The organism is Thermanaerothrix sp. (assembly GCF_056331585.1).
The window spans coordinates 114,056-127,260 of the sequence record NZ_JBWGPQ010000001.1 but is presented as its reverse complement, the minus strand read 5'-3'; the positions used below and the strand labels follow the sequence as shown (position 1 = coordinate 127,260).

The window sequence follows — 13,205 nt, the reverse complement described above, 5'->3', positions numbered from 1 at the left end:
CCGTTGGGAAACGGCCAATTTATCCATTCGAAGATAACTCTTGAGAGGAGAGGATGTTCCATGCGCAAAGAGGTGGTTTTGATCACAGGTGCCAATGGCGAGATGGGCCATGGCCTTATTCAGTATCTTGGACAGCAAGGCACTTACGACATTATCGCCCTGGATGTTCAACCCCTGGATGATCACCTTAAGCCTTACTGCTTGCGTGCAATTCAAGGGGATATCTTAGATACGATGCTTCTTGGCCGTTTAGTGGCTGAGTTTGAGATACGCACCATTTATCATCTAGCCTCCATCCTTTCTACGAAGGCCGAATACAACCCTGAAGCAGCTCATCGAGTAAACGTCGAGGGGACTTTGAACCTGCTGCGGCTGGCGGTGGAGCAGTCCCAATGGCAAGGCAAGCCGGTAAAATTCCTTTATCCTAGTTCCATTGCCGTCTACGGTCTCCCTGATCTCGAGACCAAATGCTGTGCTGGAAAAGTAAAGGAATACAACTGGCTTGAACCCACCACCATGTATGGCTGCAATAAGCTTTATTGTGAACACCTCGGGCGGTACTATGCTCGTTACTACCGTCAATTAGCAGCGGATTATGGGCAAAGTAGCGTGGATTTCCGCAGTATTCGCTTCCCGGGGTTAATCAGCGCAGTTACTATCCCGACCGGAGGCACGAGCGATTATGGCCCCGAAATGCTCCATCATGCCGCTCAAGGGCTCCCTTATAAGTGCTTTGTGCGCCCTGATACACGCCTGCCCTTTATGGCAATGCCCGATGCCATTAAGGCTTTGCTTCAGTTAGAGGCCGCTCCGCGCAGTGCCCTCAGCCAATATGTCTATAACGTTACTAGTTTTAGCATTAGTGCTGAAGAATTTTATCAGATTGTCAAAAAAGCCTTTCCAGAAGCCGAGATCACTTTCGACCCCCATCCCAACCGTCAGAAAATCGTTGATTCCTGGCCAGAAGATGTAGACGACTCCGCAGCCCGCCAAGATTGGGGCTGGCAACCCGACTATGATTTGGAACGCGCCTTTTCAGAGTATTTGATACCAGCGGTACGCCAGCGGTACGAAATGACACGCCAAGTCAGATAACCCCTCTATTCCTGGACATATAGGCTTACTCTTGGTCAGACTATGAATTTTACCGTTGTTAACACCTCAATCATGTGATCGGAGGTAAAACAATGGTCGAATCAACTCATGAGGCCAACCTTCAAAGCCAAACCCTAACATTTAAAGCTGAGACGCAACAACTGCTCGACATCTTGATTCATTCACTTTACACGGAACGTGAAGTCTTCTTACGCGAACTAATTTCCAACGCCGCCGATGCCCTAACACGGATGCAATTCATCCTCTTGACCGAGCGCGAGGTAGTTGACCCCGAGATCGAATTAAAAATCACCATCATCCCAGAGCCTGAGAAAAGGATTCTGCGCATTATTGATACCGGCATTGGCATGACCGCCGAGGAGATGATCGAAAATCTGGGAACAATCGCCCGCTCAGGAGCGCGGGCCTTTATCCAGGCTGTTAAGGAGACGCAGGCTAATCCTAATGATATCATTGGTCAATTCGGAGTTGGTTTTTATTCAGCCTTTATGGTTGCCGATCAGATAGAAGTGATTTCATGCTCTTACCAACCTAATGCCTCAGCAGCCCGTTGGTATTCAAGAGGACAAGAGACATTCCAAGTCGAACCCGCCGAGAAAACCAACCGCGGAACGGAAGTTATCCTTTACCTGAAGGAAGACGCGAATGAGTTTACCCAGAACGTTCGCTTGCGTGAAATCATCAAAAAGCACTCCGAATATATTCCCTATCCAATATATCTTGGGGACGACCAACAACCCGTCAACCGTCAAAGTGCTCTTTGGCGTCAACCCGCAAAAGAGATCAAGCCTGAAGACTACGAGTTCTTCTACAAACAACTTACGTTGGATTTCCAACCGCCGCTTTTCCATTTGCACCTGATCATTGATGCACCGGTCCAAGTTTACGCCCTTCTGTATATTCCAGCCTCACCTGAGCGCGGCTTGTTAAGCGCCCGCAAGGAGGAAGGCTTGAAGTTATATGCCCGCAAGGTCTTGATTCAAGAGTACAATCGCGATCTACTTCCCTCGTTTTTGCGCTTCGTGGATGGTGTAGTTGACTCCGAGGATTTACCACTCAATGTGTCTCGCGAGTCAGTGCAAGCCACACGTCTCTTAGCCCAATTGAAACGCATCCTTACTACCCGCCTTATCGAAGCCCTGAAAAACTGGGCCAAGGAAAAACCGGCAGATTACATCACTTTTTGGCAACGTTTCGGTCGTTACATCCGCGAAGGCATTGCGACCGATGAGGAATTCGGTGAATTGCTCACCCCACTGCTCCGCTTTCCCACACTCTACAAGCCGGATCAGTGGCTTTCTTTAGATGACTACATCCTCACCATGCCCGCCCGTCAAAATAAAATCTATTACCTGATTAGTGATTCGGTCGGAAGTGCGCTCACCAGTCCTCATCTCGAGATTTATCGCCGTCACCATTACGATGTGCTGTTGTTGACCGACCCAATGGATCCCCTTATGATGCTTCGCCTCAAGAAATACCAAAACCTTGAAATTGCCAACGCAGCCACCGAAGAACTATCACCACTGGATAAAACCTCTGAAGCGCAAGAAACTGAAAAAACCTCACTTTCCGCTGAAGATGAAGCGCGCTTGATCTCGCGAATTAAATCCATCCTTGGTGACCGGGTTGCCGATGTCCGCACAACCCAACGCTTGGACGAATCACCCGCACGTCTGGTCGGGAGGCGGGGTGATCCACCTCAAGAACTCCAACGCCTCTACCGCCTGCTGAATTCTGATCAGTCCGTCCCTCAATTGGTCTTAGAGATCAATCCTTTTCATCCGCTCATCCACTATCTAAATACTCTCCCTGAGACCGATCCACTATTCCGTTTAGGTGTGGAACAAATTTACGAGGGTATGCTAATGCTGGAAGGTCTCCATCCTAATCCTAATGACATGGTCAAACGCCAATATGAGATCCTTCTTCATGCTCTCAAAGCAAAACACCAGCAGGAGTAATTCAGATGACAAAACCGCTGGTTTTTATTACCCGACAAATCGCTACTGATGCCATCGCGCGCTTGCAGGAAGTGGCTGATGTGAAAGTATGGCCCCAGGAAGACCCTCCCCCGTTAGGTGTGCTGTTAGATAAGATCGCTCATGTCGATGGGATTATCACCATGCTCACCGATCCGATTAACGCCGAAGTTATCAAAGCCGCCTCGCCTAGATTAAAGGTCATCAGTCAAATGGCGGTTGGCTTTGACAACATAGATGTCGCAAGGGCAACAGAACGAAAAATCCCCGTGGGTCATACCCCAGGTGTGCTCACCGAAACGACCGCAGACTTCGCCTGGGCGCTTATCCTCGCTGCCGCTCGTCGTGTTGTTGAAGCAGACCGCCAGGTTCGACGGGGTATCTGGAAACCTTGGGGCCCCGATGTACTTACCGGCTTTGATGTCTATGGCGCTACTTTAGGCATCATTGGGTTCGGGCGCATTGGTCAAGCCGTTGCGCGGCGTGCCAAAGGTTTTAATATGCGCATTATATATCATAGTAGACAGCGCAAACCAGACGCCGAGCAAGAACTTGGCGCCAGTTATGTATCTCTCGAGGATACCTTCCGCTTTTCTGACATCCTCAGCTTGCACTTGAACTATACACCAGCGGCATACCATTTGGTAAATCGTGAGCGATTATCCTCAATGAAACCATGGGCAATCTTGGTCAACACCTCACGCGGCGCCGTTGTGGATTCAGAGGCACTGGTGTGGGCCTTACAAAACAAAGTCATTGCCGCCGCTGCGTTAGACGTGTTTGACCCTGAACCGATACCCCCCAACCATCCATTACTATTCATGGAAAATGTCGTCCTTACCCCGCACATCGCCAGCGCAAGCCGCGAAACTCGGCGTCGTATGGCTTTCATGGCAGTGGATAATGTTGTTGCGGCACTAGCAGGTAAACCCATCCCCTATTGCGTTAACCCCGAGGTTTATCAGTGACTTATCCCTCATTTGTGATAAATGACCCACCAAATCGGTACATTTGTTCAGACCAAATGCGGTTAAAATTCGGCATGTTTACGACTTCAGAAATGGGAGGACTATCGTGACCCAAGACGTCTTAACTAGCTTAATACGTCCGCGCAGTGTGGCGGTTATCGGCGCTTCTACGCAACCCGGAAAGATTGGTTACACCGTTGTTAAAAATCTGATTGAGGGGGGGTTTTCTGGGCGCATTTATCCTGTCAACCCTAACGCCTCAGAACTCCTTGGACTCAAGGTCTATCCCAATGTTACCTCAATTCCCGACTTCGTCGATGCTGCCATTATCACCATTCCGGCAAAGGCCGTACTCCCTGCGGTTGAGGAATGTGGACAAAAAGGGGTCAAGGGGTTGATCATTATCACGTCAGGTTTCAGCGAGATTGGCCAAAAAGACCTGGAACAAGCCCTCGTCGCAACAGCCCACCGCTACGGGATGCGCATACTTGGGCCCAATATCGTAGGCGTTCTCAGTAATACCGACCGTTTTAACGGCTCTTTTGCCCCCTTCCTTCCTCTTCCCGGCAAAGCCTCCTTAGTCTCCCAGAGTGGGGCATTACTGATCGCAATTGACGCCGCGACGTTTATTCGCCGCGTTGGGTTCGATAAATTGATCTCAATCGGAAACATGTCGGACGTTGATTTTGCCGACTTGATTACCTGGCTGGACCAGGACGAGAACACCTCTTGTATTTCCCTATATATTGAGGGTTTCAAAGAAGGACGTCGTTTTATTGAAGCCGCCCGAAATGCTCGTAAGCCAATTATTGCTCTGAAAGCAGGGGTGTCCGCACATGGCGCCGCTGCTGCGGCTTCGCACACCGGCTCCTTGGCTGGCGCCGCTCGGGTTTACGGCGCCGCCTTCCAGCAGGCCGGTGTTGTCCAGGCCAGCGACTTGGACAATCTCTTTGATCGCACACTTGCCCTCTCTCTACAGCCTCCAATGCGTGGCGATCATCTTTTGATTATCACCAACGGTGGTGGGGTAGGCGTTCTAGCCACCGACGCCGCTGAAAAATACGGCTTACCTTTACAATTTGCACCAGCGGATCTTCAGAATGAATTGCGTCAATACATGCCCGAATTTGGTTCGCCCAAGAATCCAGTAGATCTTACCGGAATGGCCGGCGCTGATTGGTATTTCGATGCCATTCGCCACGCTCTTCCTCATTCCTGGGTGGATGGTTTGGTCGTTCTCTACTGCGAAACCGCGATGACCAATCCCCAAGAAATTGCCGAAAGTATCCGCCGAGCGGTAGACGAAAGCCGCGTTACCGACAAACCCGTCGCCGTCTCATTTGTTGGTGGGGAACGTTCCGAAGATGCCATGCGCTGGTTAGTCGAACACGGCATTCCTGCCTATGGGGCCCCGGATATTGCCGTAAATGCCTTAGCAGCACTACGTGAATTCGCGCGTATGAAGGAAACGCTAAGCGAAAACTTCGCCACATGCGATGCTAACAACCCAGAGCGTGCCCGCCAGATCATCGCCCATGCTCGAGCCGAAGGGCGTGATGTTCTCACTGAAATCGAAGCGAAAGAAGTATTTGCAGCCTACAATCTCCCGGTAGCAGAAACCCGCCTGGCAACCAGTGAGCAGGAAGCCATACAAATTGCTCATGAAATCGGCTACCCGGTTGTAATGAAGATCGTTTCACCCGACATTATTCATAAATCGGATGCTGGCGGAGTAAAGGTCAACATTAAAGACGATGTGGGAGTGCGCGAAGCATACCGCACCATATTGAACAATGCCAAATCCTACAAGCCCGATGCACGTATTCACGGGATTGCAGTGCAGGAAATGGCTCCCTGGGGTACTGAAGTAATTTTGGGTTCGGTGAATGATCCCACCTTCGGCCCCACGGTTATGTTTGGTTTGGGTGGGATCTTTGTCGAGGTGCTCAAAGATGTAACTTTTCGCGTTGCACCAGTTTCGGCAACCCAGGCTCAACGTATGTTGGATGAAATCCGTGGCGCCCCGGTTCTGGCAGGGGTTCGTGGTGAAGGGCCGCGTGATCGCCAGGCATTGGCCGAAACCATTTGCCGTTATGCGACCATGATTCTCGACCTCGCTGACGAGGTAAGTGAATCAGACGCCAATCCTGTACTGATTTATGAGATTGGTAAGGGGGTTAAAGTTGTAGATGCACGGATAATTCTCAAGAAAAAACCGTTGAAGTAAAAGTTGCTTTAGAAAAGGCGAGGCCGGTGAGTTAACCGGCCTCGCTGTTCTTCTGCCTTTTTTCCACCTCCATACGCACCAATTCGCGACGCAAAACCTTTCCCACAGCAGTGCGTGGCAAAATATCCACAAATTCAATCTCCTCCGGCACCTTATATCGTACAAGATGGCCCGAACACCAACGTTTTAAATCCTCAGCCTTTAAACTTATTCTGGGGTTTAGTACAACCCAAGCCTTAACCATTTCTCCTTTCTGAGGATGAGGCACACCCGCGACAGCAACCTCTTTTACCCCGGGGTGAGCTGAGAGTACTTCCTCAATTTCACGTGGCCAGACCTGAAATCCCCCCACTTTTATCAAATCTTTCTTTCGGTCTACCAAGTAGAAATAACCCTCTGCATCCATGTAAGCAATGTCACCCGTATATAACCAGCCATCACGCAATGTAAGCGCTGTCTCTTCAGGACGTTGATGGTATCCTAGCATGACCTGTGGCCCACGGATGATCAACTCACCTGGTTCCCCCACCGGACACAGTGTGGTTCCATCTTCTACATTGACAATTCGGCAGTCCACATCCGGGAGAGGCAGGCCAATAGAACCGATTCGATTCTCGCCTTGCATTGGATTACAATGCGTGGCAGTTGGTGCCTCGGACAATCCATAACCCTCCATTACTCTTCCGCCGGTTAACCTTTCGAACTCCAACTTGGTCTCACGGAGCAGCGGTGCAGAACCTGAAATGCACGCCTTCACCGAAGAAAGGTTTACCTTACCTGCCAACACTTGGGGATGGCGATTGATGGCTTGATACAAGGATGGTACACCGGGGAAGAGTGTCGCGCAATACTTTTGGATGTTATAAATAACAGTCTCGGTATCTCGCGCATCCGGAACCAACACCAGGCTTGCGCCTAAGGCAATTCCCACACTCATCGCAATCACCATGCCATAGACGTGAAATAGTGGGATGGCGGCTAGAACCACCTCTTCCCCATCGCGCAATCCTACCAGCCAATGTCGAAACTGCAATGTGTTAGCGACCAAATTACGATGTAACCCAATGGCAGCCTTGGGAATTCCGGTAGTACCTCCACTATATTGAAAAACCGCAGCATCCTCCAAGTTCAACAACGGCAAGAGGACAGCATTGCCCGGATGAATTCCAAGTAGTTCAGAAAGATGTAATTCACGCCGCCCTTCTATCGTCGCTTGCTTGCTTTTCAGGGGTTGTGCCCATCTCTCCAAAGGGTCTAAATCTTCGTCATCGGTTAAAATCCAGCATTCCAGCGGCGTGTAATCCGCCAGAGCTGTAAATACCCCAGCCAGTTGCCGTAACCCCACCACCATTCGAATTCCCGCATCAGTTATTGGGTAGGCCAGTTCACGTTCTCGATATGCTGGGTTTAATGCCACCACAATACCACCGGCCTTAAGAACGGCATAGAAGGTAATCACAAACTGGGGTGAATTGGATAACACAACCCCAACCCGATCCCCCTTCCGAAGCCCTAAGGCGCACAGCCATCGCGATAAATGGGTGCTTAGTGCGTCCACCTGAGCGTAGGAAAGGGTTCGGTCGCGATAGATGGTGCAAGCCCGCGAAGGATAGTGCTGAGCTGCTTGGTCTAAAAACCACGGTAAAGCAACTTGAGGATAATGGATCGTATGAGGTACGCCTGGATCGTAGTAATTTAACCAGGGTCTTTCCATAGTAGCCCTACCCCCTTTTTTCTGTGTCCTGAGATTGGAGTGCGGCTCCACTCTCCTCTGAGTAAGTTAGCCACGCCGTTTTATCTTCAACCAAGGCCAAAATCTCATTTACTGTCCCCTGATTGACCTCAAGCCAATGAATCCGGGAGTCATCTTCACGAAACCAAGTGGCTTGTCGGCGCACGAAATCACGTGTTCGCCTTTTCATCAGGGTAATTGCTTCATCCAAGGTTATTTCACCTTGCAAGTAGCGAATAATTTCATGGTACCCAATTGCAGTAAGCGGCGGCAATTCAGGCGAATAACCCTTAGCCAGCAATGCCTTAACTTCCTCAACCAACCCTTCATGAATCATTTTCTCTATCCGTTCGTCTATCCTTTGATAGAGTTCCGTACGCGGACGCTTTAACCCCACGATCAGCAAGGAATAGGGCACCTTTCCACGCCGCCGTTGTTCTGAAAATCGCTTTCCTGTTCCCAAGATAACCTCGAGGGCACGGACTGTGCGTCGGATGTTGCGTGGATCAATGGCCTGAGCTGCAACCGGGTCAAGGAGTTTTAATTTCCGGTGCAATTCCTCAACACCAATCTCTTCTGCCCATCGTTCCAAGGTCTCTCGTAAACGGTGATCGGGTGCCTGAGGAGGGATCTCCCAACCTTCGATGATCGCTCGCACATACTGACCGGTGCCACCTACCAAAAGGGGCAACTTATCGCGTTGATGAATCTCCTCAATAATTCGAGCAGCCTCTTGCTGGTATAACGCCAAACTCCACACCTCGTCTGGTTCGGCAACATCAATCAAATGATGAATAACGCGCTGGCGTTCCTCCAATGAAGGTTTAGCCGTGCCAATATCCATACCTCGATAGAAGAGACGCGAGTCCGCCGAAACAATCTCTGCATCTAAGCGCTCGGCAATCTGGATAGAAATCTCCGTCTTGCCCACCGCGGTCGGCCCAACAATAACAACAAGCGGTCGGGGAATTTTACGCCACGACATTTTCAATCCATACTATTTCTGGGGATCCTTTCTCCCGAGAATGCCGAATTGCAATGACATCCACGCGCCAGTTTCCCTCAAACTCAGGGTGTTGTTGCAGATAATATAATGCAGCATTAAGGAGATGTGCTCGTTTTTGCCTAGTAAAGGCTAGTTCCGGCCATCCAAAGGTATCCGAAGATCGAGTTTTGACTTCCACAAAAACCAAGTCATCAGCTCGTTTTACAATCAGATCAATTTCCCCATAAGGTGTGTGAAAATTCCTTTCTACCATCACAAACCCACGAGCCGCTAAATAATCTATTGCCTGTTGTTCGCCCCAGGCGCCTAAAGCCCGATTATGGGATATCATTCGCAATCTCGTCCATGATTTTACCCCAGCCAATTCGGGATTTCAAAATCACTTTTTGTTTCTGCCACACCAGAATTCTATGCTAAACTCAGATAGCGAACAACGTATGCGCGCAATTCAGCCTTTTCTGCTATCGCTCTTTCTATTGATGTTAGTAGCGTGTGTAAAACCAGGACCCCCTTGTGACGATCCTGCGGGCTGTTACGTGATTTATCATGGCGAAACCATACTTTTTGGTGTTATCGCCCCATTGAGTGGTGACCAATCGTGTTCTGAAGTTCGCACCACACTAGCTAATCTTCAGAGAAGCGTATCTGTGAAAAAGATCAAAGGACATCCGATAGGTCTCAGCATATGGGATACTTATAGTACTGATAAGGCCATCGAAAATGGTTTGGTGGCATCCTTTTCTCAGCCTACGCTAATTGCTTCGCTGGTATTAATGTGTGATTCCTCTTCGCGCAGTGAAACTTTGAGAGCCTGGTTAGATAACAATTTTTTGATTTTGACCGATCCGTCTAAACTCATCGAAGGCATCAACCAATTAGATCAATTTGCGGTTGAACACGAAAATTTCCTTTTTATTCCCCGCAACGCTTGGATGGTGGGTATAATCGGGAAACAACTAAAGTCAACGGAAGGTTATGACGAACGCTGAAGTAATTGCCATTGGTACCGAGTTGCTCCTAGGCGAGATACGGGATTCCAATATCCAGCTCATTGCACGCATCTTGCGAAATTTAGGTATTGACATGTTCCGCGCCACCTTGGTGGGAGATAATGTCATTCGTATCGCCAATGCAGTGGGCGAAGCTCTGCAACGAGCGGATATCGTGATCACTAGCGGTGGTTTAGGGCCCACCGTTGACGACCCCACCCGTGAAGCTATAGCCATGGCTTTGGGGATGCCGCTGGAATTTAGACCTGAACTCTGGCAACAAATCACCGAACGCTATCATCGCTTTGGTCGCCAACCCGGAGAAAACGCCCGTCGCCAGGCTTATATTCCCCAAGGAGCAGTTCCCATTGAAAACCCGGTTGGAACTGCACCCGGCTTTTATTACGAAATTGGTTCACGTGTTGTCATCAGTCTACCTGGCGTTCCAAAGGAACTCGAATATCTCATGAATACTAAAGTAGTCCCTTACTTAAAAGAGCATTATGGTCAACAGGGAATCATCAAGACGCTTGTGCTCCGAACCGCCGGAATTCCCGAATCTCAGATTGATGAATGGTTGGCTGATTTTGAGCGCTCGATCAATCCCACCGTTGGGCTTGCCGCCCACCCTGGAATGGTGGATATTCGACTGACCGCCAAAGCCACTACCGAAGCCGAAGCCGACCAAATGCTCGAGAACCTCGCGGCCCAAATCCGTCCCCTCTTAGGTGACTCTATCTATGGGACGAACGAACAAACACTGGTTCAGACCGTTGCCGATTTACTAAATAAAAAATGTTGGTCACTACACGTACTTACCTATGGCTTTGACAGTAACTCGCTGACCAATATGTTGATCAACGGCCACTTTGAAAATATTGCAATATCCGATGTTCAAGCCCCCTGTCTAGAGTTAAAACCCACAATCGAGGTAGAACTCTCCCAATTTGATCATCTGGCCGATGTGTTCTTAGTTGCAATTATGCAAGAGAATGGGCCTATCGCCGAATTGTTACTACAAACCAGAACCCCAACCATTATGATCTCGGATAAGCGTTATTTTGGTGGTCCCCCTGCCAACCGCTCAATTTGGGCAATCAATACAGCCTTTGATTTCATCCGTCGCGTGCTGATCACCAACCCGATTTAAATTCATACCCACACAGGAGAGCAATTATCTATGACTGCCGCCGATTTGATCCTCAAAAATGCCATCATTCTTACCATGGATGAAGCCTTCCACATTTACGAACCCGGCGCCATCGTCATCCGGGGCGACACTATTGTGGCTGTAGGTTTAGAAACCGAGATCTTAAATCAATATACCACACTTCAAATGATAGATTGCCAGGGTAAAGTCCTAATGCCCGGCTTGATCAACGCCCACACCCATGTACCGATGACGCTGCTTCGTGGACTAGCCGACGATTTACGCCTGGACGTCTGGCTCCTGGGCTATATGATGCCTGTTGAGCGTGAATTCGTATCGCCTGATTTTGTCCGCCTGGGTACTCAAATCGCCTGTGCTGAAATGATTCGGAGTGGTGTTACGACCTTCGCCGATATGTATTACTTTGAGGATGACGTCGCAAGGACGACCGCAGAAATCGGTATGCGTGCCGTTTGTGCCGAAACAGTCTTAAAGTTTCCCACCCCCGACGCTCAATCCTTTGAAGAGGCCCTAGCGTACACCCGTGATTTTATTCAGCGCTGGAAAGGGCACCCCCTCATTACACCAGCCGTTGGACCTCATGCCCCTTATACCTGCACCGCGGAAATGCTGCAAGCCGCCGCCGAACTGGCTCTGGAGTTCGATGTCCCTCTCCATATCCATGTTTCAGAAACCCAACAAGAAGTTGAAAACATGCGCCTCGAGCAGGGAATGCCAGTGGTGCCTTATATCAAAAAGCAAAATGTGCTTCAAGCAAAAGTGATTGCGGCCCACTGCGTTCATGTCGATGAAGGAGAGATTCGTACCTTGGTGCATCACAACACCGGTGTAGCACACAACCCCTCTTCCAATTTGAAACTGGCTTCCGGTATCGCGCCAGTGAAGCGCATGCTGGAACTGGGCGTTAACGTGGGAATCGGCACGGATGGACCCGCTTCTAATAACGACCTTGACATGTTTGAGGAAATTCGGTTAGCCTCATTCCTGGCAAAAGGCGCCAGTAGTGATCCAACAGCACTACCTGCCCGCCAAACTTTAGCCATGGCAACCCGGCTGGGAGCAAAAACCTTGCATATCGGCGATCAGGTTGGGTCCCTCGAACCCGGTAAGCGTGCTGATTTAATCCTCGTGGATTTGCGCGCAATTCATAATTCCCCTCGGTTTCGCCGCGACTCTCAGGGGATCTACGCCCAAATCGTCTATGCGGCAAAATCCACCGATGTTACCGATGTGATGGTCAACGGCCGCTGGCTCATGCGCGATCGTGAATTACTACGCATCAACGAAGCCGATTTAATCCGCGCCAGCCAGGACTATGCCCGACGAATTGATTACTTCCTCATCCAACGTGAACAATCCCTGCTTTCTAAACTGCTTGCTTTGGGTGAAGAGACCGCCGAGGAAGAATCCTTTGAGGTGCAAGCAAAGGTTGCTGTTGACGATCCCACATTAATCCGCCAGATTATTGAAAGTCATCCCAATATTGAAATTCTTCGTCAACGCCATTACCAAGAATATGATACCTACTTCCTGTTTGCTCCCCCGGAAAACAGCCGCTTGCGCTTCCGCGAAGATCACTTTGTCGAGCCCGATGGACGAGTCTCCCGAGTTCGTACACGATTAACCCTGATCGGTCCTAGCCGCGAAGGGCAATTTGCGAAACAAGTTTTGCTTTCTCGCAGCCGTTACCTGGCCACAGCCACTCACAGTTTGCGCTTTTATCGCGAATACTTCAAACCCCAACAAATGATTGAAATTGAGAAAGAACGCTATCGCTATCTGGTGCGTTTTCAGGGCACAGAATTCTTTGTCAATGTAGATAGTTTGACCCACCCCCCTCTGGGCCACTTCCTAGAGGTCAAAAGCCGCACTTGGAGTCGCAAAGACGCCGAACAAAAATCCCAGCGGGTGGTAGACTTGATCCAGTTACTGGGTGCCTCGCCGGAAAAGACCATCTCTCAGGATTACATCGAGATGATTTTGCAAGACGCCCCTTCAACTCACACTTAATAAA

At 49.7% G+C, this 13,205-nt stretch carries 10 protein-coding genes; 7 read left to right on the top strand and 3 right to left on the bottom strand.

Annotation, left to right across the window (positions count from 1 at the left end):
* Positions 1–60: 60 nt before the first annotated feature.
* From AC01YT_RS00610 to AC01YT_RS00595, 4 genes are all read left to right on the top strand, one after another.
* A complete protein-coding gene (locus AC01YT_RS00610) occupies positions 61–1,095 on the top strand; it encodes an NAD-dependent epimerase/dehydratase family protein (RefSeq protein WP_476672156.1) in 1,035 nt (344 codons plus the stop codon).
* 92 nt (positions 1,096–1,187) lie between these two features.
* Positions 1,188–3,080, top strand: coding sequence for a molecular chaperone HtpG (gene htpG / locus AC01YT_RS00605; RefSeq protein ID WP_476672154.1), 1,893 nt, complete (start codon positions 1,188–1,190; stop codon positions 3,078–3,080).
* Positions 3,081–3,085: 5 nt separating this feature from the next.
* Positions 3,086–4,066 (top strand): 2-hydroxyacid dehydrogenase, encoded by a 981-nt coding sequence (locus AC01YT_RS00600; protein WP_476672153.1) that lies wholly within the window; start codon positions 3,086–3,088, stop codon positions 4,064–4,066.
* A 106-nt stretch (positions 4,067–4,172) separates the two neighbouring features.
* Entirely contained in the window at positions 4,173–6,293 is a 2,121-nt protein-coding gene (locus tag AC01YT_RS00595; protein ID WP_476672152.1) for an acetate--CoA ligase family protein, read from the top strand.
* A 31-nt stretch (positions 6,294–6,324) separates the two neighbouring features.
* Here AC01YT_RS00595 and AC01YT_RS00590 read toward each other — a convergent pair whose 3' ends face one another.
* The 3 genes from AC01YT_RS00590 to AC01YT_RS00580 are packed head-to-tail and all read right to left on the bottom strand — an operon-like array spanning position 6,325 to position 9,362.
* The gene (locus tag AC01YT_RS00590) at positions 6,325–8,007 is read right to left on the bottom strand and encodes a long-chain-fatty-acid--CoA ligase (protein ID WP_476672150.1); all 1,683 of its coding nucleotides are present in this window, start codon (positions 8,005–8,007) and stop codon (positions 6,325–6,327) included.
* A gap of 7 nt (positions 8,008–8,014) precedes the next feature.
* On the bottom strand, positions 8,015–9,010 hold the full coding sequence (gene miaA / locus AC01YT_RS00585) for a tRNA (adenosine(37)-N6)-dimethylallyltransferase MiaA (protein WP_476672149.1): 996 nt from the start codon (positions 9,008–9,010) through the stop codon (positions 8,015–8,017).
* Positions 8,997–9,362 (bottom strand): YraN family protein, encoded by a 366-nt coding sequence (locus AC01YT_RS00580; protein ID WP_476672147.1) that lies wholly within the window; start codon positions 9,360–9,362, stop codon positions 8,997–8,999. The genes miaA and AC01YT_RS00580 overlap by 14 nt, the downstream gene beginning before the upstream one ends.
* A 316-nt stretch (positions 9,363–9,678) precedes the next feature.
* Here AC01YT_RS00580 and AC01YT_RS00575 point away from each other — a divergent pair, with 316 nt between their 5' ends.
* From AC01YT_RS00575 to AC01YT_RS00565, 3 genes are read left to right on the top strand one after another with little or no spacing between them, the layout of a single operon-like run.
* The gene (locus AC01YT_RS00575; RefSeq protein WP_476672145.1) at positions 9,679–10,020 is read left to right on the top strand and encodes a hypothetical protein; all 342 of its coding nucleotides are present in this window, start codon (positions 9,679–9,681) and stop codon (positions 10,018–10,020) included.
* The gene (locus AC01YT_RS00570) at positions 10,007–11,170 is read left to right on the top strand and encodes a competence/damage-inducible protein A (RefSeq protein WP_476672143.1); all 1,164 of its coding nucleotides are present in this window, start codon (positions 10,007–10,009) and stop codon (positions 11,168–11,170) included. The genes AC01YT_RS00575 and AC01YT_RS00570 overlap by 14 nt, the downstream gene beginning before the upstream one ends.
* 30 nt (positions 11,171–11,200) lie before the next feature.
* Positions 11,201–13,201: an amidohydrolase family protein gene (locus tag AC01YT_RS00565; protein ID WP_476672141.1), complete on the top strand. Its 2,001-nt coding sequence runs from the start codon at positions 11,201–11,203 to the stop codon at positions 13,199–13,201.
* The last annotated feature ends 4 nt before the right edge of the window (positions 13,202–13,205 follow it).

Coding starts and splice junctions, on each gene's coding strand:
- AC01YT_RS00610 (WP_476672156.1), top strand. CDS start 61: ATGCGCAAAGAGGTGGTTTTGATCACAGGTGCCAATGGCGAGATGGGC.
- htpG (WP_476672154.1), top strand. CDS start 1,188: ATGGTCGAATCAACTCATGAGGCCAACCTTCAAAGCCAAACCCTAACA.
- AC01YT_RS00600 (WP_476672153.1), top strand. CDS start 3,086: ATGACAAAACCGCTGGTTTTTATTACCCGACAAATCGCTACTGATGCC.
- AC01YT_RS00590 (WP_476672150.1), bottom strand. CDS start 8,007: ATGGAAAGACCCTGGTTAAATTACTACGATCCAGGCGTACCTCATACG.
- miaA (WP_476672149.1), bottom strand. CDS start 9,010: ATGTCGTGGCGTAAAATTCCCCGACCGCTTGTTGTTATTGTTGGGCCG.
- AC01YT_RS00580 (WP_476672147.1), bottom strand. CDS start 9,362: ATGATATCCCATAATCGGGCTTTAGGCGCCTGGGGCGAACAACAGGCA.
- AC01YT_RS00570 (WP_476672143.1), top strand. CDS start 10,007: ATGACGAACGCTGAAGTAATTGCCATTGGTACCGAGTTGCTCCTAGGC.
- AC01YT_RS00565 (WP_476672141.1), top strand. CDS start 11,201: ATGACTGCCGCCGATTTGATCCTCAAAAATGCCATCATTCTTACCATG.